This window comes from Streptomyces eurocidicus, from assembly GCF_002891295.1.
Lineage (GTDB): Bacteria > Actinomycetota > Actinomycetes > Streptomycetales > Streptomycetaceae > Streptomyces > Streptomyces eurocidicus.
In genome coordinates this window covers 280641-301981 of record NZ_LGUI01000009.1, presented here as the reverse complement: position 1 = coordinate 301981, position 21341 = coordinate 280641, and the positions used below count along the sequence as shown (strand labels likewise).

The following is a 21341-nucleotide window of genomic DNA, read 5'->3' as shown; positions in this document are numbered from 1 at the left end:
CCGCCCGCAGACGGCTGACCTGGGGTGGTCGTCGCTGCATGTGGCGCAGCCCGCCCCTGCTGGAGCGGCGGACGGGCGGGATCGTCGTCTATTCTCCGATTCGAGCGGATCCGTTTCCGGTTCCGCCAGGGTGTTGGAGGAGGTGGGTCCGGTCACCGGGACCGACGAGGGGACCAAGGACAGCGCCGTCGGTGCCGAGAGCGCCGCCGAGCGCAACGCCCGTTTCGAGCGGGACGCGCTCACCTTCCTCGACCAGATGTACTCGGCCGCCCTGCGCATGACGCGCAATCCCGCCGACGCCGAGGACCTGGTGCAGGAGACCTACGCCAAGGCGTACGCGTCCTTCCACCAGTTCCGCGACGGCACCAACCTCAAGGCGTGGCTGTACCGCATCCTGACCAACACCTTCATCAACTCCTACCGCAAGAAGCAGCGCGAGCCGCTGCGCAGCGCGTCGGAGGAGATCGAGGACTGGCAGCTGGCGCGCGCCGAGTCGCATATGTCGACCGGTCTGCGCTCCGCCGAGTCCCAGGCTCTGGACCACCTGCCCGACTCCGATGTCAAGGAGGCCCTTCAGGCCATCCCCGAGGAATTCCGCATAGCGGTCTACCTCGCGGATGTGGAGGGCTTTGCCTACAAGGAGATCGCGGACATCATGGGTACCCCCATCGGCACGGTCATGTCCCGGCTGCACCGTGGCCGCCGCCAGCTGCGCGGCATGCTGGAGGACTACGCCCGCGAGCGCGGGCTGGTCCCGGCCGGTACGGCACCCGTGCCGCATGGTTCCGACGGGTCGCACAATCGGAAAGGCTCGGACTCATGAGCTGCGGAGAGCCGCACGACACGGACTGCTCTGAAGTCCTCGATCATCTTTACGAGTTCCTCGACCACGAGATGCCCGACGGCGACTGCGCCAAGTTCGAGGTGCACATCGACGAGTGCTCCCCGTGCCTGGAGAAGTACGGACTGGAACAGGCGGTGAAGAAGCTCGTCAAGCGCTGCTGCGGCCATGACGACGTCCCCGCCGACCTCCGCTCCAAGGTGATGGGCCGGATCGAGCTGATCCGGTCCGGCCAGTCGGTGCCCGAGCAGGACGTGGTGGCCGAGGCGCGGGCGGCGGAGGCGGCCGGTCCGTCGGTCGTCCAGGACTGATCCCGGGGCCGGGGGCCGGGTTCCGGCCGGTCCCGGCGCCCGTACGGCCCCGGCCAAACGCCCGCCCCGCGGAACATCACCCGAAGGTGTGCATCCGCACGCCTCGGGCGGGGTAATACCCGAATGCGTCGTTCCAGGGCCTGTCCTGAGCCTATTCTCCCCATCCTGACGGCAAGCTTGTCGGCATCCGACGGGACGGGGAGGTCGCGCGATGAGGGCACTTCCGGCGTCGGCGCGCGCCTGTATCGCGTGCGCCGTCCTGGCCGCCGCCCTCTGTGTGGCCCCCGCGGCGCCGCCCTCGGCGGGCGTCCCCTGGGCCCCGGTCACCCTGCTCGCCCTCGTCTGCGCGGCCTGTGAGCGGCTGCCCCACCGCACCCTGACGCCCCCCGTGCTGCTCGCCGGGGCCTTCCTGCTGCCGCCCGCCGCCGCGGGGCTCGTCGCCGTGCCCGGCGCCCTCGCCGGCCGGGTCGAGCAGCGCCCCGCGGGGGTGCGCCGGCTGTGGCACGCCGCCCAGCTCTCCCTCGCCGCCTGCGCCGCCTCGTACGTCTTCGGCCTCGCCGCGCCCGGCCGCCCCGGCGGCTTCCCCGCCGCGCTGCCGCCCGCGCTCGCCGCCGCGCTCGCCTTCTCCCTCGTCTCCGCCGCCCTCGACGGCGCGATCCGCGTCACCGCCGAGCGCCGGGCCCCGGGCACCGCCTGGCGCGGCCTGCTGCCCGGCCCGCTGCTGCCGGTGCTGGTCTTCGGGCCGACGGGGCTGATGACGGCCGTCCTCTGGCGCAGCGCCTACGGGCCGCCCGCCGCGCTCCTCGTCCTGCTGCCGATCTCCGTCTCCTCCTGGTTCCTGGACCGCTACGAACGCGAGCGCGCCGCCCACCAGGCCACCATCCGCGCCCTGGTGCAGGCCGTCGACCTCAAGGACCGCTACACCCGCGGCCACAGCGAGCGGGTGGGCCGCGCCTCCGTGCTGATCGCCCGTGAGCTCGGCATGGCGGGCGAGCGGCTGGAGGCGCTGCGCTTCGCGGGCATCCTGCACGACATCGGCAAACTCGGCGTCCCCACCCGGCTGTTGCGCAAGGTGGGCCCGCTCACCCCGGAGGAGCGGCGCGTGATCCAGCTCCATCCCGAGTACGGGCACGAGATGGTGCGCGGCATCGGCTTCCTGGACGAGGCCCGCGCGGCGATCCTGCACCACCACGAACGGCTGGACGGCAGCGGCTATCCCTATGGCCTGAGGGGTTGTCAGATCCCGTTGTTCGCCAGGATCGTGGCCGTGGCCGACGCGTTCGACGCCATGACCTCCACCCGCAGCTACAGCCGTGCCCGCCCGGTCCCGGCCGCCCTCGCCGAGCTCGACCGCTGCGCCGGTACCCAGTTCGACCCCCGCATGGTCGAGGCGCTCTCGGAGGCGCTCGGCCGGAACGGCTGGCACCCCACGGTCACCGCCGGGAACGGGGCGGGCACGACGCTCACGGAATGCATAAATCTGCCCAGCGGAAACGTCCCTTCTACCCGGGACCCGATCACCGGGGCGACCCGCCACGGCGGTGACGGATGACCACCGCCCCGCACCCGGCGGTCGTGACCGACGGCGCGCCCCGGGCCGCGGAGCTCCCGCCCGGCGTCCGCACCGCCGCGGGCTGCACGCCGCCGCCGCGGCCGTCGCCCTGGCCGGGCTCGGCTGGACCGCGTGGCACGGCCTCGCCCAGCCCCGCGTCGCCCTCGCCTTCGGGGCGCTGATCGCCCTCGGCGAGGCGGCCCGGCGCCGCCACCCCAGCACCGTCGAGGTCCGGGACACGGCGCCCGTGGGGGCCGCCGGCGGCCTCGCCTACGCCCTGCTCGGCGAGGTGGCCGGCGGCCCCGCCGCGCACGGCACCGCCCAGGTCGTCGCCGTCGTCCTCGCCGCCACCCTCACCGGCGCCCTCGGCCGCCCGCCCGCCCGCGACCACCTCGCCCGCCGCCTGCTGACCACCGGCTTCGCCGCCACCTGCTTCCAGCCCCTGCACCACTCCGGCGCCCTCGACCGGTGGCCCGGCCACGGCCCGTACTACGCGCCGTTCCTGCTGCTCCTGCTGGCCCTGACCGCCCTCTGCGACGCCGTCCTCGCCGCCGCCCTCGGCCGCGCCCGCACCGGCGGCCCCTACGGCCCGGCCCTCCGCGACGAACTGCACGCGCTGCCCGGCATCGGCAGCGCCGTCTGCGCCACCGGCGCCGTGATGGCCCTCGCCGTGGCCGTCGCCGGCCTCTGGGCGCTGCCCGTCTTCTGCCTGCCGCTGCTGCTCACCCAGCTGTCCTTCCGCCGCTGGACGGCCGTGCGCGCCACCTGCCACCAGACGATCGCCTCCCTGGCCCGCTCCACCGAGATCGCGGGCTACACCCCGGCCGGCCACGCCCGCCGGGTCGCCGCCCTGAGCCGGGCCACCGGCCGTGAGCTGGGCCTGCGCGCGCCCGACCTCACCGTTCTGGAGTACGCGGCCCTCATGCACGACATCGGTCAGCTCTCCCTCGTCGACCCCGTGCCCGCCGGGGCCACCGAGCCGCTGCCACCGGCGGAGCGCCGCCGGATCGCCCTGCTGGGCGGCGCCGTGGTCCGCCAGACCGGGGTTCCCGCCGAGGTCGCGGTGGTCGTCGAGCGGCAGGCCGATCCGTACCGTGAGCAGCCGCTCGCCGCCCGTATCGTCCGCACCGTAAACGCCTTCGACGACCTGACCGGCGACCGGGCGATCGGCCCGCTGCTCGCCCTGGAGCGGCTGCGCCTGGCCACCGCCCACGAGCACGATCCGCAGGTTGTCGAGGCCCTCGGCCGGGTCCTGGCCCGTGGCCCGGACCCTTGCGGCGCGGGCCCGCGGGCCCGCCCGTAAGAGTCCGGGCAAAACCGGAGTAGGGGGCTGAACCCACGGGTAATGAGCGGGCGTCCAAAGGGGCATGGTTGGATGCGAAGAGCACGAAGAAAACGGCATGCAGAACGCAGAACGCGGTCTTCGGGGGGTGTCGGGCGCGCGACCGTCGGCAAGGAGGAACGGTAGGCGCAGCTTCCCGGAGCGAGTGAGATGTGGCAGGTTGTCCGTCAGGGAGGACGGCGGCCGTCACCTGGGACATCCGGCGTGGTCGCACGCAGAAACCGGCAGGCGGGAATCGTGAGGATCTTCGGCAAGGTACGGCATCGGCCTTCCGCCTCGTGGCGGCAGGCCACCGACCGCGCTTTCACCTTGATCGGCGACGGCCGGTACGAGGACGCGGGCGCGCTGCTGACCAGGGCGGCCGACATGGAGCCATGGCTGTCGGAGTCGTGGTTCAACCTCGCTCTGCTGCACAAATTCCGGCACGACTGGGAGCAGGCCCGCGCCGCCGGGCTGCGCGCCGTGGCCCTGCTGGACCGCGAGGCCGGCGCCCCGGACTGGTGGAACGTCGGCATCGCCGCCACCGCCCTCCAGGACTGGCCGCTGGCCCGCCGCGCCTGGCAGGCGTACGGGCTGCGGGTGCCCGGCGAGGGCGGCCCGGCCGGCGAGCCGGTGGGCATGGAGCTGGGCAGTGCGGCCGTCAGGCTCTCCCCGGAGGGCGAGGCCGAGGTCGTCTGGGGCCGCCGGCTCGACCCGGCGCGGATGGAGGTGCTCTCCATCCCGCTGCCGTCCTCCGGGCGCCGCTGGGGCGAGGTCGTGCTGCACGACGGCGTCCCGCACGGCGAGCGGGTCACGGCCGCCGGCCCGTCCTACCCGGTCTTCGACGAGATCGAGCTGTGGGCTCCGTCACCCGTCCCCACCTGGGTCGTCCTGCTGGAGGCGGCGACCGAGGCCGACCGGGACGCCCTGGAGCGGCTCGCGGCCGACGCCGGCTTCGCCGCCGAGGACTGGTCCTCGTCCGTGCGGCTGCTGTGCCGCACCTGCTCCGAGAGCCGGATGCCCAGCGACGAGGGCGACGGCGAGCACCTCGACCCGCACGACCACAGCGAGCCCGGCCACCCCGGCCCGCTGGGCCACCGCACGGCCGGCTCCGGCTCGCTCTGGGTGCCCGAGCGCGAGTGCGGCATCGCGGCGCCCGCCGGGCTGGTCCGCGGCCTGCTGGACGGCTGGGTCGCGGACAGCCCCGACACCCGCGAGTGGCGCGATCTCGAAGAGGTCTGCTGACGGTCCGCGGCGGTCCCCCTTACCCTGTATAGGCATCCTTTTGGGTTTTGAGAGAGGCATAACGGCGGACATGGCGCAGCACGAGACCGACCAGCCGGTGAACGACGAGTTCACCGTGGACACCGAGGACTGCGAGGAGCGCGAGCTCGCGCACCGCGAGCGCGGCACGTCCCGCCCGATCACCGTCGTGGGCAACCCGGTCCTGCACCGGGAGTGCAAGGACGTCACCTCCTTCGACGACGAGCTCGGCCGGCTCGTCGACGACATGTTCGCCAGCCAGCGCACGGCCGAGGGCGTGGGCCTCGCGGCCAACCAGATCGGTGTCGACCTGAAGGTCTTCGTCTACGACTGCATGGACGACGAGGGCGTGCGCCACGTCGGCACGGTCTGCAACCCCGTCCTGGAGGAGCTGCCGGCCGAGTACCGCCTGCTGGACGACTCCAATGAGGGCTGCCTGTCGGTCCCGACCGCCTACGCCTCCCTGGCCCGCCCGGACTACGCCGTCGTGCGCGGCCAGGACATCGAGGGCAACCCGATCCGCGTCGAGGGCACCGGCTATTTCGCCCGCTGCCTCCAGCACGAGACCGACCACCTCTACGGCCGGCTCTACATCGACCGCCTCTCCAAGCGCGACCGCAAGGACGCCCTGAAGCAGATGGCCGAGGGCACGCCCCGCTACCCCGTCGTCGCCAACGACTGACCGGCCCCGCCCGCCCGGCGAGGGCCCGTACGAGCGCGCGCTCCCCGTACGAGCGCGCGCTCACGCGCATGCGGGCGGGTCAGCCCTCCGCCCGTTTCCGGAGCTCCTCGCGCAGGGCCTCCTCACGGGCGGCCTCCTCCGGCGGGAGGACGTCGGCGGGGAAGTCCTCCAGCTCGAAGATCCGGCGGACCTCGACCTCCCCGTCCTGGAAGGGCACCTGCCGGGCCCACTCCAGGGCCTCGTCCAGGTCCGCGGCCCGGATCACCCAGAAGCCGGCGATCAGCTGCCGCGCCCCGGCGAACGGCCCCTCGGTGACCACCGGCGTGCCGCCCGAGAAGGTCACCCTGGCCCCCGCCGCGGACTCCCGCAGCCCCTCGGCCGCCAGCATCACCCCGGCGGCCGCCATCCGCTCGTTGAACCGCCCCATCTCGGCGATCTCCTCCTTGGTCGGCATCACACCGGCCTCGGAGTCCTCGCTCGCCTTCACGAGCATCATGAACCGCGACATGACACACCTCCCGTTCGTTCCGCACGGGCCCGTGGCGGACCCTCACCCTTCATCTATGCGTCGAACGGGACGCCGCCCGATGGGCAGAGCGGGTGAATGACCTCCCGGGGCGCCGGGGAGGCCGGACCGGTCGCGGCGGGAACGGGCCGAGGCCCGTCCCCGGAAGGGGACGGGCCTCGGTCTCGCGAGTCGGCCGCGGGCCGGCTCAGAACTCCTCGTCGAAGCCCACCGAACCCTCGACCGCCACCTGGTACGCGGACGCGCGGCGCTCGAAGAAGTTGGTCAGCTCCTGGACGTTCTGGAGCTCCATAAAGGAGAAAGGGTTCTCCGAGCCATAGACCGGCGCGAAGCCCAGACGCTGGAGGCGCTGGTCGGCGACGCACTGGAGGTACTCGCGCATGGACTCGGTGTTCATGCCCGGCAGGCCCTCGCCGCACAGGTCACGGCCGAACTGGAGCTCGGCCTCGACGGCCTCCTTCAGCATGTCGGTGACCTGCTGCTGGAGCTCGTCGTCGAAGAGCTCGGGCTCCTCCTGGCGGACGGTGTCCACGACCTCGAACGCGAAGTTCATGTGCATGGTCTCGTCGCGGAACACCCAGTTGGTGCCGGTCGCCAGGCCGTGCAGCAGGCCGCGGCTGCGGAACCAGTACACGTAGGCGAAGGCGCCGTAGAAGAACAGGCCCTCGATGCAGGCCGCGAAGCAGATCAGGTTGAGCAGGAAGCGACGGCGGTCGGCCTTCGTCTCCAGGCGCTCAAGCTTCTCGACCTCGTTGATCCACTTGAAGCAGAACTGCGCCTTCTCGCGGATCGAGGGGATGTTCTCGACCGCGTCGAACGCGGCGGCGCGGTCGTCCGGGTCGGGGAGGTAGGTGTCGAGCAGCGTCAGATAGAACTGGACGTGCACGGCCTCCTCGAACAGCTGCCGCGACAGGTACAGCCGCGCCTCGGGGGAGTTGATGTGCTTGTACAGCGTCAGCACGAGGTTGTTCGCCACGATCGAGTCGCCGGTCGCGAAGAACGCGACGAGGCGGCCGATCATGTGCTGCTCACCCGGGGACAGCTTGGCCAGGTCGGCGACGTCCGAGTGGAGGTCGACCTCCTCGACGGTCCAGGTGTTCTTGATCGCGTCGCGGTAGCGGTCGTAGAAGTCCGGGTACCGCATGGGGCGCAGCGTCAGCTCGAACCCGGGGTCGAGCAGGTTCTTCTGTTCGGACGACATTACTGGCATGCCTCGCAGGACTCGGGGTTCTCAAGGGAGCAGGCGACGGCGTCGGCGTCCGGGACGGCCTGCTGTACGGGGATGGTGGCGGCGGCGGAGGCCGAGCGGGCGATCCGCGTCGCCGGGCGCGAGCGCAGGTAGTACGTCGTCTTGATGCCCTGCTTCCAGGCGTACGCGTACATCGAGCTGAGCTTGCCGATGGTGGGCGAGGCCATGAAGAGGTTGAGCGACTGGCTCTGGTCCAGGTACGGCGTACGGGCCGCGGCCATGTCGATCAGGGCGCGCTGCGGGATCTCCCAGGCGGTGCGGTAGAGGTCGCGCACCTCCTGCGGGATCCAGTTCATGTCCTGGATCGAGCCGTTGGCGTCGGTCATCGCGTCCCGCGTGGTGCGGTCCCAGACGCCGAGCTCCTTCAGGTCCTCCACCAGGTAGGTGTTGACCTGGAGGAACTCACCGCTGAGGGTCTCGCGCTTGAAGAGGTTGGAGACCTGCGGCTCGATGCACTCGTACACACCCGCGATGGAGGCGATGGTGGCCGTCGGCGCGATGGCCAGCAGCAGCGAGTTGCGCATGCCGACCTGGGCGATCCGGGCGCGCAGGGCGTCCCAGCGGTCGGCCCAGCGCTGCTCGGCGTTCGGGTAGTGGTCCGGGTGCAGCACGCCGCGCGCGGTGCGGGTGGCGGCCCAGGCCGGGTGCGGGCCGTGCCGCTCGGCGAGGTCGGCGGACGCCTCGTACGCCGCGAGCATGATGCGCTCGGAGATCCGGGTGGACAGCTCCTTCGCCCGGGGCGAGTCGAAGGGCATCCGCAGCCGGAAGAAGACGTCCTGGAGGCCCATGAGGCCCAGGCCCACCGGGCGCCAGCGGCTGTTGGAGTTGCCGGCCTGCTCGGTCGGGTAGAAGTTGATGTCCACGACGCGGTCGAGGAACATCACGGCCGTACGGACCGTACGGTCGAGCTTCTCCCAGTCCATCTCGCCGTCGGTGCCCAGGTGGGCGGCGAGGTTGACCGAGCCGAGGTTGCAGACGGCCGTCTCGCCGTCGTCGGTGACCTCGAGGATCTCCGTGCAGAGGTTCGAGGAGTGGACGACCTTGCCGGGCTCGGCCGTCTGGTTCGCGGTGCGGTTGGACGCGTCCTTGAAGGTCATCCAGCCGTTGCCGGTCTGCGCGAGGGTGCGCATCATCCGGGAGTACAGCACGCGCGCCGGGATGGTCTTGACGGCCTTGCCGTCGGCCTCGGCCTTGCGGTACGCGGCGTCGAACTCGTCGCCCCACAGGTCGACCAGCTCGGGCGTGTCGGCGGGGGAGAACAGCGACCAGTCGGCGTCGGCCTCGACGCGGCGCATGAACTCGTCCGGGATCCAGTGCGCGGTGTTGAGGTTGTGCGTGCGGCGGGCCTCCTCACCGGTGTTGTCGCGGAGCTCCAGGAACTCCTCGATGTCCGCGTGCCAGGTCTCCAGGTAGACACAGGCCGCGCCCTTGCGCCGGCCGCCCTGGTTGACGGCGGCGACGGAGGCGTCGAGCGTGCGCAGGAACGGCACGATGCCGTTGGAGTGGCCGTTGGTGCCGCGGATCAGCGAGCCGCGGGAGCGGATGCGCGAGTACGACAGGCCGATGCCGCCGGCGTGCTTCGACAGCCGCGCCACCTGGTGGTAGCGGTCGTAGATCGAGTCCAGCTCGTCCAGCGGCGAGTCCAGCAGGTAGCAGGAGGACATCTGCGGGTGGCGGGTGCCGGAGTTGAAGAGCGTGGGGGAGGAGGGGAGGTACGAGAGCGTGCTCGTCAGCCCGTACAGCTCGGCCACGTCGTCCAGGGCGCGCTCCGAGTGGTCCTCGGCCAGGCCGCAGGCCACGCGCAGCAGGAAGTGCTGCGGGGTCTCGACGACCTGCCGGGTGATCGGGTGGCGCAGCAGGTAGCGGCTGTGCAGGGTGCGCAGGCCGAAGTAGCCGAAGCGGTCGTCGGCGCCGTCGGCCAGCGCCCGCTCGACGAGGGCGTCCAGGCGCGCGGCGTGGGCGCGCACGAAGGCGGCCGTCTCGTCGGCGATCAGGCCCTCGCGGTGGCCCACCTCGACGGAGGCGGAGAAGGACGTCGCGCCCTGCCCGGCGGCCTCGTCGGCGATCGCGCGGGTGAGCAGCCGGGCGGCGAGCCGGGAGTACTGGGGCTCCTCGGAGATCAGGCCGGCCGCGGCCTCGGTGGCCAGGGACCGCAGCTCGGCCTCGTCCGAACCCGGGTGGCGGCCGCGCAGCGCGGCGGCGGCGACCTTTCCGGGGTCGGTGGCGGGCAGATCGGCGGTGAGGTCGGTCAGGGTGCGCAGCAGCGCGGTCCCGGGGCCGCCGGTCGCTTCCACGGACGCTGAGACCGGATCGGCGGGCGCGATGGTCACTGAGGCTCTCCCTCGCTCGGCAGGGGGCCGGGCGGGTGGCGCGCGACGGGCGCGTACGGGCATGCCTGACAGCACCAGGGCATGTTCGTAGCGTCCATCGACCCAACCCGCGAGGCCCGGACGAATGCAAAACGCCCGGTGACGAGCGGGGGCTCGGCGGTGGGCGTGCTGTCGGCAGGTACTCGGACTCCTGCATGCGTCATTACGGCATACATGCACCGTTGCGGGACAGTTCCGGATTTCCACCGGATTCCCCTGCGACGACAGCGAGGACGAGCATACATCTAGTGCTGGCCGTCGCACGCACCACCACATCTTGTGTCACGCGGTAATCGCGCGGGTCGGAATGTGCTAACAGGGCCCGGGATTCCGGGGCTTGGCGCCGGGCACGAGAGAGGGCCGCCGTGCCCCTGCGAGGGGGTGCGGCGGCCCTGCGGGCCTCGGCCGGGGGCGCCGGACCGGGTCGGTCCGGGCGGGCCTTCCTGGGGGCTCCTAGTGGCCGCCCGGGGCACCCGCCGTGGCCGGCGGGAGCTCCTCCCGGACGCCGGGGTCGCCGGCGTCCGCGGTGTAGTCCGCGGCCTTGGTCTCGTCCACGCCGTCCGGCGCGCCGAGGGTCTTGAGGGCGAAGGTCAGGACGATGACCACGATCACATTGAGCACGAAGGCGGTCAGCCCGATATAGCCCTTTTCACCGATAAGGGGGATCAGGTTGGTATTGCCGAAATGATCCTGGGTGGCGCTCGGCGTGTCGTACGCCCGCCAGGTGCCGTAGGCCATGCCGGCCACCCAGCCGCCGAGCAGCGCCCAGCGGTGGAACCAGCGGGTGAAGAGGCCGCCCACGAGGGCGGGCACGGTCTGCAGGATCCAGATGCCGCCCAGCAGCTGGAAATTGATCGCGACCGTCTTGTCCATGGTCAGGACGAACACCAGGGCGCCGACCTTCACCAGGAGGGAGGCGAGCTTGGAGACCTTCGCCTCATGCTCGGGCGAGGCGTCCGGCCTGATGAAGTCCTTGTAGATGTTGCGAGTGAAAAGGTTCGCCGCGGCGATGGACATGATCGCGGCCGGCACCAGGGCGCCGATGCCGATGGCCGCGAAGGCCACGCCCGTGAACCAGTCCGGGAACATGTCCTCGAACAGCTGCGGGATGGCGAGCTGGCTGTTCTTGACCTTGATCCCGGCGGCGATGGCCATGAAGCCGAGCATCGCCAGCAGTCCGAGCATCAGGGAGTACAGCGGCAGGATGGTGGTGTTCCGGCGGATGACGTTGCGGCCTTTGCTGGAGAGAACCGCCGTCACCGAGTGGGGGTAGAGGAAGAGCGCCATCGCGGAGCCCAGCGCGAGCGTCGCGTACGCCCACTGCGCGTCCGGTCCGCTCACCAGGGAGCCGCGCGGCTTGCCCGTCTCCGGGTTCTTGACGGCGAAGGCGTCGCCCGCCGCGCCGAAGATATGGTCGAAACCGCCCAGCTTGATGGGGATGTAGATGATCGCGACGATGATCACGATATAGATCAGCGCGTCCTTGACGAACGCGATCAGCGCCGGGGCCCGCAGCCCCGAGGAGTAGGTGTACGCCGCGAGCACGCCGAACGCGATCAGCAGCGGCAGGTCCTTCATAAACCAGTTCGACCCGCCGCCCACGCCGAGCACGTCCAGCACCGCCTGGATGCCGACCAGCTGGAGCGCGATGTACGGCATCGTCGCGAGGATGCCGGTGAGCGCGAGCGCCAGCGACAGGCCCTTGGACCCGAAGCGGCCGCGGACGAAGTCCGAGGAGGTCACGTAGCCGTGCTTGTGCGAGACCGACCACAGCCGGGGCAGGAAGGTGAACACCAGCGGGTAACAGAGGATCGTGTACGGCACCGCGAAGAAGCCGGCCGCGCCGCCCGTGTAGATCGCCGCCGGGACGGCGACGAAGGTGTACGCGGTGTAGAGGTCGCCGCCCAGCAGGAACCAGGTCACCCACGTCCCGAAGGACCGGCCGCCGAGGCCCCACTCGTCGAGGCTGTCCGCGTTCTCGGCGCGGCGCCACTTCGAGGCGACGAAGCCCATCACGGTGACGACGAGGAAGAAGAAGATGAAGACGGCGAGCGCCACGCCGTTCACGCCGTCCTTCACGACCGCTCACCCGCCTCGCGCGCCCGCGTGAGCCGCTCGTGCCGCCGGACGATCGTGTAGGCGACGACCGTGAGCAGGGTGGAGATCAGCACCCACAGCATCTGGTACCAGTAGAAGAACGGGATGCCGATGAAGGCGGGCGTGAGCCGGGAGTAGGAGTCGACCCACAGCATCGCGGCGAAGGGTATGGCCAGGCATACGCCCGCCACGATCATCGGGACGGTCACGGTGGCGGTGGCCTTCCGGCCACCCTCCTCCGGTGTCCTTGTCGGTGGTTCCGTCATGCTGGTGACTCCCCCCTATGTGATCACTGCGTGATGCGCAGGAAATCTAGGCGACGTCCCGGTGGGAGTCACCCCCTGTCCGTATATCGGTATGGCAATGTCATCTGGCCGGGAAGTGCCGTGCACGGACCGTGAGTTCGAGGTGAGGGTGTTTCAGTAACCGGCGGTTACGCTTCCGGATAGTGGCCGGGGCCCGAGGGCGCGGCGGCCGCCGCGCAGGGACTCGCGTACGGCGGCGGCGCCGCGCAGGGTGGCGGCGACGGCGCCGTCGGGGGCGCCGGCCGAGGCGGTCCCGCCGGTCGCCTTCAGGCGGCAGTCCCGGCAGCGGGTCTCGTCGGAGACGGGCCGCATCATGCGGCCGCACCCTCCGGTGCAGAGCCGCAGGGGCTGCGGCGGGGGTACGGGCGGGGTGGCGGGCCCGGTGTCCCGGTCGGGCATCTTCCGCAGCAGCCGGTCACGGGTGATCCCGGCGGGGGAGTGGACCCGCTCGGGCAGCCCGTGAGTGAGCGCCTCCCGGAGATCGGTCAACGTCGCGCCGCGCAGCAGCCACTCCGCCGCCAGCGGCGCGAGCCGCGCGACGTCCCGCCCGGAGAGCCGCAGCCGCCGCTCGGTGTGCGACACGGCGGCGAGGGCCTGGGCGCCGCGCTCGGCGAGCGGGTGGGGAGGGTGGGAGGTGTTCTCCTCTTTCTTCTTATGGGGACGACCGACGGACCGGGGGGTCGGCTCACCGGCGGCCGGGTTCGGGGGAGTCGGTGGGGGAGAGGTGGTGGCGGGGGCCGGGGCACCCGAGTCGGCCGGTTGCCCGCCGTCCCGCACGCGTAAGGCGTCCTCGGCGGTCAGCGGTACGTTCGAGACGAGCTGACGGGTGGCCCAGCGGCCGTCCTCGCCCTGCGCCCGCCACTCGTGCAGATAGCCCTCGGCGGCGAGCTCCCGCTTGGCGCGGGTGAAGGTGGCGTTCTTGATACCGGCCCGTTCCCCGGTGACGGAGAGCGGCTGCGAGGCTGCGCCGTCGGGCAGCGAGAGCTGCCAGATGAGGAGCCGGACGGCGTTGGCGGACAGCCGGGGGTGGCGGACGAGGTCGTTGGGCACCTGCGAGAAGAAGCGCGCAGGGGCGATAACATGCCGAAGCATCCTAGGGAGCTCTTATCTCCTGGTGGGTGTAGGCCCCCTTCGCCGGTTGCCGCCGGAGTCGGGGGCCGCTGCGTTGGGCGCGAGGCGCGCCGAAGCAGCGGAATCCAGGCCACGGTACCGCGAACTGGCCGTACGAGCCGTCACCCGCAGGGGCGAATCCCGCCGCGAATCAGCGGAGTTGAAGACCCCTTCGTCGCCTACCGGCCGAGACGCTCCGCGAGGAACGACGCTCCCCGGGTACTCGCGGCCCTCCTCGACCGCAAGGAGGGCCGCGTTCCGGTGCCGCTCCAGGTCGCCGCATCGTTGTGCTCCAGCCTTGAGCGGCCCGTGTCGGATCACCCCACCGGGACCGCCTGGCGAGTCGGCACCCGACTGTCCAGGACTCTTCGGGCTTGGTCCATGAGGTCCGGGGAGTCCAGCGAGAAACGACCCGTGAAGAGCTGGTTGTGGCCGTACAAGGTGTCTTTGGGGGCCCCGCGCCCGTCGATTTCCAATGCCCATGCCGCCTCGGGCAGGTCAAGCGTCCCCGGTTTCGGAACGGAGCGGGCGCTCCACCCCGTGCACAGGACCCAATCGATGCTTGCGGTGGTCGAGCTGCCTACGGCGTGTCTAGCCGCAGCATCCATAAGGTATACATCTGGAACTTCGGGAATAGGGAGGTATCCGACGATGGCTGTGTCGCCGAAACTTCCTGTTGTCGCGTAGGCCACTACTCCGTACGTGTCGGGCCACAGGTGCAACAGGGGGAACACGGTGACGCGCCCAACTCCGGTAGTAGTTTTGGCCATTGCTTCTCCTTCATTGCGCAGAACGGCCCCGCTCAAGTCTGGCAGAGCGGGGCCGTTCGGTTACTCATTGCGCTCAGCTGGCGGGGCGGTCAGCCCTGGCTGTTGTCACCGCAGCCCTGCGAATCGCTGCCTTTCGCGCCGTCCGGGCCGTCGACGGTCCCAATAGGCGTCGCGCGCGTGCACCTCGGCGAGCACGTCCACGCAGCCGCCGAGGTGTATGGACCCGCTCGGTCAGGCTGGCAGGGACCAGCTCGGGCCGTCAGGGGCACCAAGCCACACGCGCTGATCGTCGGAGGTGACGGTCAAGCCGAACGCGGTCTGAGGCGGTGACCCGGCTTGCTTCCACGTGTCGATCGCCTCCTCGACCGCGTCCCAGAGCCGGGCCGGGCCGCCCTGGCGGACATGGAACCCGCCGTCGCCGTCGGGTACGAGCGTGGCGAACGACTTCTGTCCGAGGTCGATCAGGTGGTCCAGCATGGGGCCCCCGTCCCTGCTCATGCCGAGGTACTGAGCACCCGGGACGGCGAGTTGCGCGACGAACTGCGGCGTCCAGTCACTGAGGATCTCGGGGCCGTAGCGTGTGGGGCGTTCGTCTGCGGCGGGGTCGTCCAGGAGGCTGGAGACGTTGTGGAGCGGGGGTGCGGCCTGCGGTCGGGCGATCATGAACGAGACGGTCCCGGGCAGAAACGGGCCTGAGGCGGTGCCGCCGTCGCCGACGGTGAGGCTTACCAGCCCGGAGCCGTACAGCCACCCGGACACCGTGGTCAGGATGGTGCCACCGAGCCGGACCTGCTCCAGCCACGCGGCGGGGATGGTGCGCACGGAGCAAGTAGCGATCAGCCGGTCGTAGGGGGCATCCGCTTCGTGGCCCAGCAGACCGTCCCCGTTGATGAGCGTCGGCTCGTACCCGGCGGCGGTGAGTGCCGCCCGGGCGCGGATGGTGGCGCCCTCGTCGAACTCCACGCCGCTCACCTGCCTGCTGCCGAGCCGTTCGGAAAGGAGGCAGAGGGTCAGGCCGGCACCCACGCCCACCAACAGCACGCGGTCACCGTCCTGCGGGTCCAGGTCCTCCAGCATCCGGACCACCAGACTCGGGAGGGTCGAGGAGGAGGTGGGGTCACCCCGGACGGGCCCGTCCACATCGTCGGGGTAGAGGTGGCCGTCGAGCTGTGTCACCAGCGTCTGGTCCGTGTACACCTCCTCCAGCCACTCGTTCACGTCGTCCTGTCCGGGGATGACAGGTGTCCACAGCGTGCCCTTGGGGCTGTCGGACCGGCGGAAGAACGTACGGGCGAATTCGTGCCGGGGGACGGTCTCGACGGCGGATCGCCACTCCGGCGAGCGCAGGTGGCCGCCCTCTTCGAGCTGGTCGGCCAGGTGCTTGCGCAGTTGAGCGGCGCGGTGTTCATCCATGGCGATGTCACGGCTGTTCATGTGGGGAGTCCCTTCTCCAGCAGGTCGGTCAGGGCCGTGGCGATGGCTTTGGTCGTGTGGTCGTCAACGAACGCCCATTGCCCGTTGGGGTTGCATTCGTAGAACCGCCACACCCCGTCATGCCCCAGTGCGAAATCGAAGGCACCGAAGGCCAGACCGAAAGCGTCCAGGTAGGTGTGGATGCCGGACCGGACGGGGCCGGGGACATCGATGCGGGCGAAGGTGAGCCGGTCGTAGTCCAGCCGCCAGTCGAGGTGGTCACCGTCGATGGTGATGCGGGTGGCGAACAGCTCCCGGCCTACGGCCGCGACCCGGATGTCCGCTGTCTTCCGGACGACCTGCTGGAACAGGTGCGGGCAGGCGGCGACGCCGTCGCCGATCTCGCCGGCATCGACTGGCCGGACCCAGATCGTGCGCGGCTCGCCACCCTGGCGGTATTCGGTGGAGCGCAGCGGCTTGTAAACCACCGGCCCGTGCTCGCTGGCGAAGGCCCGTGCCGCGTCCGGGTCGTTCGTGATGAGCGTCGGGGGGACCTCCAGTCCGGCCCGTGCGGCCATGGCGATCTGACGGGGCTTGGACTCGGCCCCGGCGTTGCGGTGCGGATGGTTCACGTACAGGCAGTCCGGGAGGGCGGCCAGGAGCCCGCCCAGACCATGCCGGGCTTGCGCGGTGGCGAACTCCCGTTCCTGGGCATCCAGACCTGCCACAGCGGTGTACGGGGACGGCCGCCGGTAGTACACGGCCCGTGCGTCATCCAGGCCGAAGGCACGGGTGGGGGTGACGAGAGGGCCGTGCCAGGACCGGCCGGCACCCGCGTAAGCGGAGAACGTCACCGCACCCGGTTGCCCGGGGTCGAACCGCACGACCGGGACGCCCCGGCCGTGCAGCTCGGTGATGACGAGATCCGCTGTCAGGTCGTCCAGTTCGGTGACGACGACAACCGGACGGGAAAGCGCCATCGGTCAGTCCTGGTCGCTTTCCTGATCGCTGTCCTCGTCGGCGTTCGAGGGTCCGGAGCCGTCGCCCTGGCTGGTGCGGGTCCTGGTCTCCTTGCCGGTGCCTGTGCCGTGCTTGCCCATCTCCACCCGGCGGCCTTCCGCGTCCTGGTAGACGGTGGTCTGCGTCTGCGGGTCAAGGGCGACCGCCCTCCCCGTGAATGGGATGACGGTCGGGTAGGGCTCCATGCGGGTCAGGCCCCACGGTGCTGTCTCGGTCATGGTTCTCCTCCTCGAAACTCGGTGTGCCATGGTGTCCACCCGCCCATGGGTTGTCATCACCGCGTGGGCGGGCGGTGGTCAGGGGCGTTCGTAGAAGGTGATCGGGACCGGCGGGTTAAGCGGCCACGCGCGCCTGAGTCTGTCGTCCGGGCGGGCGCCGGGGGCGCTGTCCTCGGTCCGCTCGTGCGGCTCCGGGCCGTCGTCGTCCGGGGTGTCAGGCCGGGTGGCCGGTCGCTGCTCGTACACGGGTGCTCCTCGTCGGTGGAAGCCGCCCCGCCCGCGCGATGTGTGGAGCAGCGATGCGGGCGGGACGGCGGTCAAAGGGCCACGCCGCTGTGGCGCGGCACGGGGGCCGGGCGGTGGCGGCACACTGCCGATAGCGGCCGGGCCATGGGGCCGCTCATCCGCAGAGGTGACGCGCGGTGTGTCGTACGGCCAGTACAACGGGCGCTTGTCCGCGGCCGGGAGGAAAAATTCCCGGTCCGCTGAGTGCCGCCAGCCGGAAATTTCCGGGGCGTACGCCGGGGGACGGTTACGCTCCGCGCGCTGTCTCGCTACGTTGAAGAGATGGACGGCATGCGGCCCAACCAGCGGCTTCAAGAGCACATGACCGAGGGTGGGTTGACGCAGACCGAGCTGGCCGACACCGTTAATGGCCACCTCATCGCTGTCGGGCATCAGGGCACAGTCTCCGACCGAACGGTCCGCCACTGGCTGACCGGAAAAACCCGCTGGCCTCACCCTCGGCAACGCGCCGCCCTGGCAGCAGTATTCGGGTGTACCGCCGAAGAGCTGGGGTTCGTGCCCCCGGCGGGCAGACACACCCCCACCAGCACCCCGGAGCCCCCCGTGCTGCGTCGAAACTTCCTCACAGCAGCCACCGGGACCACCGCCGCAGCGGTCGTCCCTCTCTTCGCCTCGCGCCCGACCGTCGTCGGTACCACCGACGTGATCCGGCTCCGCACCGGCCTCGATACGCTGATGACCCTGGACCGTCACCGGGGCGGACATGAAGCCTTGGAGCGGGCAGCCTTGACCGGCGCCCGTCAGGCCCTCGCCATACAGGGGCAGGCCGCATCCCAGAGGGTCAGGCAACGCCTGTTCAGCATCGCCGCCGACTACACGGCCACCGCCGCATGGTCTGCCATCGACGCTCGCCAGTCCGACCGGGCGCAACAGTACCTCGACCGCGCCCTGTACCTGGCCGGCATGGCCAAGGACCCTGTCGCCGAACTCCGCGTGTGGAACAGCTGCGCCATGCTCGCCCACCAGCGGCAGGAGCACACCAAGGCTGTAGACGCTGCCCAGGCCGCCCAAGCCTGCGGCATCACCCGCCGTGACCCGTTCTACGGCTCCCTCGCCCACGCCCGCACCGCCGTCGGCCACGCTACCCAGGGCGATCGCCAAGCCGCCCTGCGCTCCATCGGCCACGCCGAGAGCGCCCTTGCCAAGGCCGACCCCAGCCAGCCCCGCCCGTCCTGGGCCGGATTCTATGGTCTGTCAGAGCTCCACGCCCTGACCGCCATTGTCCGCGACCGTATCGGCGACTTCGCGGAAGCCGAATCCGCCTCCCACAAGGCCCTCGCCTCCATCCCCTGCCGGTTCCACCGCAACCGTTCGCTCGCCACCTGCCGCCTCGCGCTCGCCCAGCTCCACCAGTGCGACACCGATCAGGCGTGCGTGACCGCCTCCAGCGTCTTCGAGCAAATGTCCGGCTATCCCATCCCCGGCCGCATGAGGTCCCTTCTCGGTGACTTTTACCGCGACCTGATCACCATTGCTCCCGACGCCGCCGCCACGCGAGAGTGGGGCGACCGCTACCGCACCGAATGGAGCCGTACGTGACCACCACCATCGACGTGCGCTACTACACCCACGCCGACGCGGCCGACATCCGTCAGACCCTGCTCGACGTGCACGCCGACGCCTACGCCGATCGGGCCGACGACTCGTTCGTCCAGCGCTTCCCATGGTTCGTAGACCACTGGAGCAGCAACCCGGGCTTCGCCTGCGTCATCGGCTACGACGGCAGCGAGCCCATCGGTTACGCGTACGGGGCCGCCGCCATGCCGGAGCGCGAGTGGTGGCGCGATCACCTCGACCCCGCCCCGGAGCAGTCACGCACGTTCCACCTGTCCGAGCTGATGATCCGCCCCAAGTGGCGCAAGGCCGGTCACTCCGAACGTCTCCACCGGTCCCTGCTTGACGCCCGGGACGATCACCTCGCCGTGCTCCTGGTGGACGTCACGCACCCCAAGGTGCAGGAGCTGTACGAATCGTGGGGATACCGCAAGGTCGGCGAGCGCCAGCCGTTCCCCGACTCTCCGCTCTACGCGGTCATGCTCCGCACACTGCCGAATCCCTGACCCGCAGTTGGAGTGCGATCAACGGAAGGCTCGCGGCGACAGCCCGCAGTGGAACGCGGTGAGGACGCTCCGCCGGAGCATGCGCGGGCAGGCTGCATTGTCAGTGGTGGGTGACATGCTGCGGCCATGACTGAATCCGTGAAGGGCCCCGCCGGCTACTTTCCGTCGATCGAGAAGAAGTACGGCCGGTCGATAGCCGAGTGGAAGAACCTCATCCATACCTCACCCCTGACCAAGCACATGGAGCTGGTCGGCTGGCTCAAGGCCGAACACGGTCTGGGGCACGGCCACGCCAATGCTCTGGTCGCCCACACCCTCGCGGAGATGAGTAGGTAGAACGCCTCTGAGGTCTGTCTCCGTGGCCGGCTGCGGGTGGAGTGCCGGTGCGGCGCCGGACTGGCCAGGGTGTTCTCATCGAGCATTGAGTGGTGCCGCCATCAGGAGGACACGGTCAATGCCAGCGAGGCGACGGCGGTGGCGAGGTAGAAACCGGGGAACGCGAGGTTGTAGAGCACGCGGGCGCGCAGATGGAAAGCGAGCGCGCCCAGGTAGAGCAGGACGAGACCGCAGGCCGCGGCGGCGCCGAGGAGGCGCGGTGCGGCGTCGAAGAGGCTGAGGAGGAGGCCCGCCGCACCAGCCAGCTTGAGGGCGGCCAGCCAGGGCAGCCAGGATCGGGGGACACCCACCTCCGCCGAGTTGGCCAGCACGAAGCGCGCCCCGGTGAGGTCGGCGGCGGCGATACCGACGTTGATCGTGGCGGTGAGCAGGGTGACGACGAGGGGCGCGAGCTGGGTACCGGTCATGCCTTCAGGGTCCGCGGGCACTTCGGCACTGTCCAATACCTGCTTCTATAACCTGGTGGCATGGACCTGGACACGCGCCTGCTGCGGTACTTCGCCGCAGTGGCGGAGGAAGGCAGCCTGACCGGGGCAGCGGAGAGGCTGTTCGTTTCGCAGCCTGCGCTGACCAAGCAGATCCGGCGCCTGGAGGACGGTCTCGGGGTACGGCTCTTCGCGCGTTCGCGCTCGGGTATGGCGCTGACCAAGGCCGGTCGTGAGCTCGCCTCGCGGGTGCCCGCACTGCTGGACGGCTGGGACGAGGCGGTGCGGGCAACCGGCCGGGCGGCGCGGGTGCTGCGCCTGGGCTTCCTGGACGCGGGCGCGGTGGGTGCCGTCCCCGAGGTCATCGCCGAGTTCCGCCGGGCGCAGCCGGAGTGGCGGGTGGAACTGCGGCAGTTCGACTGGTCGGACCCGAGCGCCGGCCTGGCCCGGGGTGAGGTGGATGCGGCAGTGGTGCGTTTGCCGTTTCCGGGGCAGAAGAGGCTGATGGTGCGGGAGTTGTTCGCCGAGGAGCGTGGGGTTCTGCTACCAGCTCGGCATCCGCTGGCGAACAGCGAGACGGTGGAGCTCTGGGAGCTGTCGGACGAGCCGTTCGTCGCGGCCGGAGCCGAGACCGGAGCCTGGCGGGAGCACTGGCTGGCGGCGGAGGAGCGGGACGGGCACCCCGTCCGGGTCGGCGCGGTCACCAGCCGTCCCGACGAGTGGCTCGGAGCGGTGGCCGGCGGCTGCGTGGCACTGGCCCCGGCGTCGGCGGCCCGTTTCTACTCCCACCCGGGTGTGGTGTTCCGCCCGGTCCGCGGGGTCTCACCCAGCCGGGTGGGGTTGGCCCGGCCTCGGGGGCGGACGCGCGAGGCGGCACTGGATGAGCTGCTGGAGGCCATCACGCGGCGGCTGAGCCGGAGTTGACGACGGTGCCGACAGGCAGCCGGAGCGCTTCTGCACGCATTACCGAAGTCGCCATGCTCAAGGTGTGACGTGAGACCGCTGGTCCTCGCAGCGGGCTTTCTCCCCGCCGGGGCAGGGGTGCCTGACGGAACCGGGGTTCCTCCCCCGGGCCCGCTCCGGAGCTTCCGGGGGCGTGGGTGAGAA

21 protein-coding genes and 1 riboswitch are annotated in these 21341 nt (G+C 71.0%); of the genes, 10 read left to right on the top strand and 11 right to left on the bottom strand.

Going from position 1 to position 21341, the window contains the following annotated elements; all coding sequences use genetic code 11:
- Positions 1-142 precede the first annotated feature (142 nt).
- From AF335_RS25355 to def, 6 genes are all read left to right on the top strand, one after another.
- Positions 143-823 carry a sigma-70 family RNA polymerase sigma factor gene (locus AF335_RS25355; protein WP_376697765.1) on the top strand — a complete coding sequence of 227 codons (681 nt, stop codon included), beginning with the start codon at positions 143-145 and terminating at the stop codon, positions 821-823.
- A complete protein-coding gene (rsrA, locus tag AF335_RS25350) occupies positions 820-1152 on the top strand; it encodes a mycothiol system anti-sigma-R factor (protein ID WP_102920723.1) in 333 nt (110 codons plus the stop codon). Before AF335_RS25355 ends, rsrA begins: the two co-directional genes overlap by 4 nt.
- Before the next feature lie 211 nt (positions 1153-1363).
- Positions 1364-2704 carry an HD-GYP domain-containing protein gene (locus AF335_RS25345; protein ID WP_102920722.1) on the top strand — a complete coding sequence of 447 codons (1341 nt, stop codon included), beginning with the start codon at positions 1364-1366 and terminating at the stop codon, positions 2702-2704.
- An 82-nt stretch (positions 2705-2786) separates the two neighbouring features.
- Positions 2787-4007: an HD-GYP domain-containing protein gene (locus tag AF335_RS25340; RefSeq protein ID WP_102920912.1), complete on the top strand. Its 1221-nt coding sequence runs from the start codon at positions 2787-2789 to the stop codon at positions 4005-4007.
- 276 nt (positions 4008-4283) lie between these two features.
- Positions 4284-5270, top strand: coding sequence for a tetratricopeptide repeat protein (locus AF335_RS25335; RefSeq protein ID WP_087926344.1), 987 nt, complete (start codon positions 4284-4286; stop codon positions 5268-5270).
- Positions 5271-5340: 70 nt separating this feature from the next.
- Positions 5341-5970 carry a peptide deformylase gene (gene def, locus AF335_RS25330; protein ID WP_102920721.1) on the top strand — a complete coding sequence of 210 codons (630 nt, stop codon included), beginning with the start codon at positions 5341-5343 and terminating at the stop codon, positions 5968-5970.
- A gap of 79 nt (positions 5971-6049) precedes the next feature.
- Here the strand turns inward: def and AF335_RS25325 are convergent, their stop codons facing one another.
- The 10 genes from AF335_RS25325 to AF335_RS34840 all read right to left on the bottom strand — a co-directional run bounded on the left by AF335_RS25325 (position 6050) and on the right by AF335_RS34840 (position 17293).
- Positions 6050-6478, bottom strand: a complete 429-nt coding sequence (locus tag AF335_RS25325; RefSeq protein ID WP_102920720.1) for a YciI family protein — start codon at positions 6476-6478, stop codon at positions 6050-6052.
- A 205-nt stretch (positions 6479-6683) separates the two neighbouring features.
- Positions 6684-7706 carry a ribonucleotide-diphosphate reductase subunit beta gene (locus tag AF335_RS25320; protein WP_102920719.1) on the bottom strand — a complete coding sequence of 341 codons (1023 nt, stop codon included), beginning with the start codon at positions 7704-7706 and terminating at the stop codon, positions 6684-6686.
- Positions 7697-10075, bottom strand: coding sequence for a ribonucleoside-diphosphate reductase subunit alpha (locus AF335_RS25315; protein ID WP_102920718.1), 2379 nt, complete (start codon positions 10073-10075; stop codon positions 7697-7699). The genes AF335_RS25320 and AF335_RS25315 overlap by 10 nt, the downstream gene beginning before the upstream one ends.
- A 168-nt stretch (positions 10076-10243) precedes the next feature.
- Positions 10244-10342: riboswitch (adenosylcobalamin-variant (AdoCbl-variant) riboswitch) on the bottom strand.
- A gap of 225 nt (positions 10343-10567) precedes the next feature.
- Positions 10568-12193 (bottom strand): monocarboxylate uptake permease MctP, encoded by a 1626-nt coding sequence (gene mctP / locus AF335_RS25310; RefSeq protein ID WP_102920717.1) that lies wholly within the window; start codon positions 12191-12193, stop codon positions 10568-10570.
- The gene (locus AF335_RS25305; protein WP_102920716.1) at positions 12190-12477 is read right to left on the bottom strand and encodes a DUF3311 domain-containing protein; all 288 of its coding nucleotides are present in this window, start codon (positions 12475-12477) and stop codon (positions 12190-12192) included. Before AF335_RS25305 ends, mctP begins: the two co-directional genes overlap by 4 nt.
- 153 nt (positions 12478-12630) lie before the next feature.
- Positions 12631-13608 carry a hypothetical protein gene (locus AF335_RS25300; RefSeq protein WP_102920715.1) on the bottom strand — a complete coding sequence of 326 codons (978 nt, stop codon included), beginning with the start codon at positions 13606-13608 and terminating at the stop codon, positions 12631-12633.
- 1019 nt (positions 13609-14627) lie between these two features.
- Positions 14628-15830 (bottom strand): ATP-grasp peptide maturase system methyltransferase, encoded by a 1203-nt coding sequence (gene tgmC / locus AF335_RS25290; protein WP_228773108.1) that lies wholly within the window; start codon positions 15828-15830, stop codon positions 14628-14630.
- Positions 15827-16789, bottom strand: coding sequence for an ATP-grasp ribosomal peptide maturase (gene tgmB, locus AF335_RS25285; protein ID WP_102920713.1), 963 nt, complete (start codon positions 16787-16789; stop codon positions 15827-15829). Before tgmB ends, tgmC begins: the two co-directional genes overlap by 4 nt.
- Positions 16790-16792: 3 nt before the next feature.
- Positions 16793-17047 (bottom strand): putative ATP-grasp-modified RiPP, encoded by a 255-nt coding sequence (tgmA, locus tag AF335_RS25280; protein ID WP_102920712.1) that lies wholly within the window; start codon positions 17045-17047, stop codon positions 16793-16795.
- A gap of 78 nt (positions 17048-17125) precedes the next feature.
- Positions 17126-17293, bottom strand: a complete 168-nt coding sequence (locus tag AF335_RS34840; protein WP_170127805.1) for a hypothetical protein — start codon at positions 17291-17293, stop codon at positions 17126-17128.
- A gap of 330 nt (positions 17294-17623) precedes the next feature.
- On the opposite strand from AF335_RS34840, the gene AF335_RS25275 reads away from it, so the two are divergent.
- From AF335_RS25275 to AF335_RS25265, 3 genes are all read left to right on the top strand, one after another.
- On the top strand, positions 17624-18892 hold the full coding sequence (locus AF335_RS25275) for a helix-turn-helix transcriptional regulator (protein ID WP_102920910.1): 1269 nt from the start codon (positions 17624-17626) through the stop codon (positions 18890-18892).
- Positions 18877-19413, top strand: a complete 537-nt coding sequence (locus AF335_RS25270; protein WP_102920711.1) for a GNAT family N-acetyltransferase — start codon at positions 18877-18879, stop codon at positions 19411-19413. The genes AF335_RS25275 and AF335_RS25270 overlap by 16 nt, the downstream gene beginning before the upstream one ends.
- A gap of 126 nt (positions 19414-19539) precedes the next feature.
- A complete protein-coding gene (locus AF335_RS25265) occupies positions 19540-19749 on the top strand; it encodes a DUF4287 domain-containing protein (RefSeq protein WP_102920710.1) in 210 nt (69 codons plus the stop codon).
- Positions 19750-19850: 101 nt separating this feature from the next.
- On the opposite strand, the gene AF335_RS25260 is transcribed toward AF335_RS25265, so the two are convergent.
- Complete coding sequence (locus AF335_RS25260; protein ID WP_102920709.1) at positions 19851-20216, bottom strand: DoxX family protein; 366 nt, start codon at positions 20214-20216, stop codon at positions 19851-19853.
- Between the two features lie 60 nt (positions 20217-20276).
- Here AF335_RS25260 and AF335_RS25255 point away from each other — a divergent pair, with 60 nt between their 5' ends.
- Positions 20277-21158, top strand: coding sequence for a LysR family transcriptional regulator (locus AF335_RS25255; protein ID WP_102920708.1), 882 nt, complete (start codon positions 20277-20279; stop codon positions 21156-21158).
- Positions 21159-21341: the final 183 nt, after the last annotated feature.

Excerpts from the sequence above, each read along its gene's own strand:
- rsrA (WP_102920723.1), top strand. The coding sequence starts at position 820 with ATGAGCTGCGGAGAGCCGCACGACACGGACTGCTCTGAAGTCCTCGAT.
- AF335_RS25345 (WP_102920722.1), top strand. The coding sequence starts at position 1,364 with ATGAGGGCACTTCCGGCGTCGGCGCGCGCCTGTATCGCGTGCGCCGTC.
- def (WP_102920721.1), top strand. The coding sequence starts at position 5,341 with ATGGCGCAGCACGAGACCGACCAGCCGGTGAACGACGAGTTCACCGTG.
- AF335_RS25325 (WP_102920720.1), bottom strand. The coding sequence starts at position 6,478 with ATGTCGCGGTTCATGATGCTCGTGAAGGCGAGCGAGGACTCCGAGGCC.
- AF335_RS25320 (WP_102920719.1), bottom strand. The coding sequence starts at position 7,706 with ATGCCAGTAATGTCGTCCGAACAGAAGAACCTGCTCGACCCCGGGTTC.
- AF335_RS25305 (WP_102920716.1), bottom strand. The coding sequence starts at position 12,477 with ATGACGGAACCACCGACAAGGACACCGGAGGAGGGTGGCCGGAAGGCC.
- AF335_RS25300 (WP_102920715.1), bottom strand. The coding sequence starts at position 13,608 with ATGCTTCGGCATGTTATCGCCCCTGCGCGCTTCTTCTCGCAGGTGCCC.
- tgmC (WP_228773108.1), bottom strand. The coding sequence starts at position 15,830 with ATGAACAGCCGTGACATCGCCATGGATGAACACCGCGCCGCTCAACTG.
- tgmB (WP_102920713.1), bottom strand. The coding sequence starts at position 16,789 with ATGGCGCTTTCCCGTCCGGTTGTCGTCGTCACCGAACTGGACGACCTG.
- tgmA (WP_102920712.1), bottom strand. The coding sequence starts at position 17,047 with ATGACCGAGACAGCACCGTGGGGCCTGACCCGCATGGAGCCCTACCCG.
- AF335_RS25275 (WP_102920910.1), top strand. The coding sequence starts at position 17,624 with ATGCGGCCCAACCAGCGGCTTCAAGAGCACATGACCGAGGGTGGGTTG.
- AF335_RS25270 (WP_102920711.1), top strand. The coding sequence starts at position 18,877 with ATGGAGCCGTACGTGACCACCACCATCGACGTGCGCTACTACACCCAC.
- AF335_RS25265 (WP_102920710.1), top strand. The coding sequence starts at position 19,540 with ATGACTGAATCCGTGAAGGGCCCCGCCGGCTACTTTCCGTCGATCGAG.
- AF335_RS25260 (WP_102920709.1), bottom strand. The coding sequence starts at position 20,216 with ATGACCGGTACCCAGCTCGCGCCCCTCGTCGTCACCCTGCTCACCGCC.
- AF335_RS25255 (WP_102920708.1), top strand. The coding sequence starts at position 20,277 with ATGGACCTGGACACGCGCCTGCTGCGGTACTTCGCCGCAGTGGCGGAG.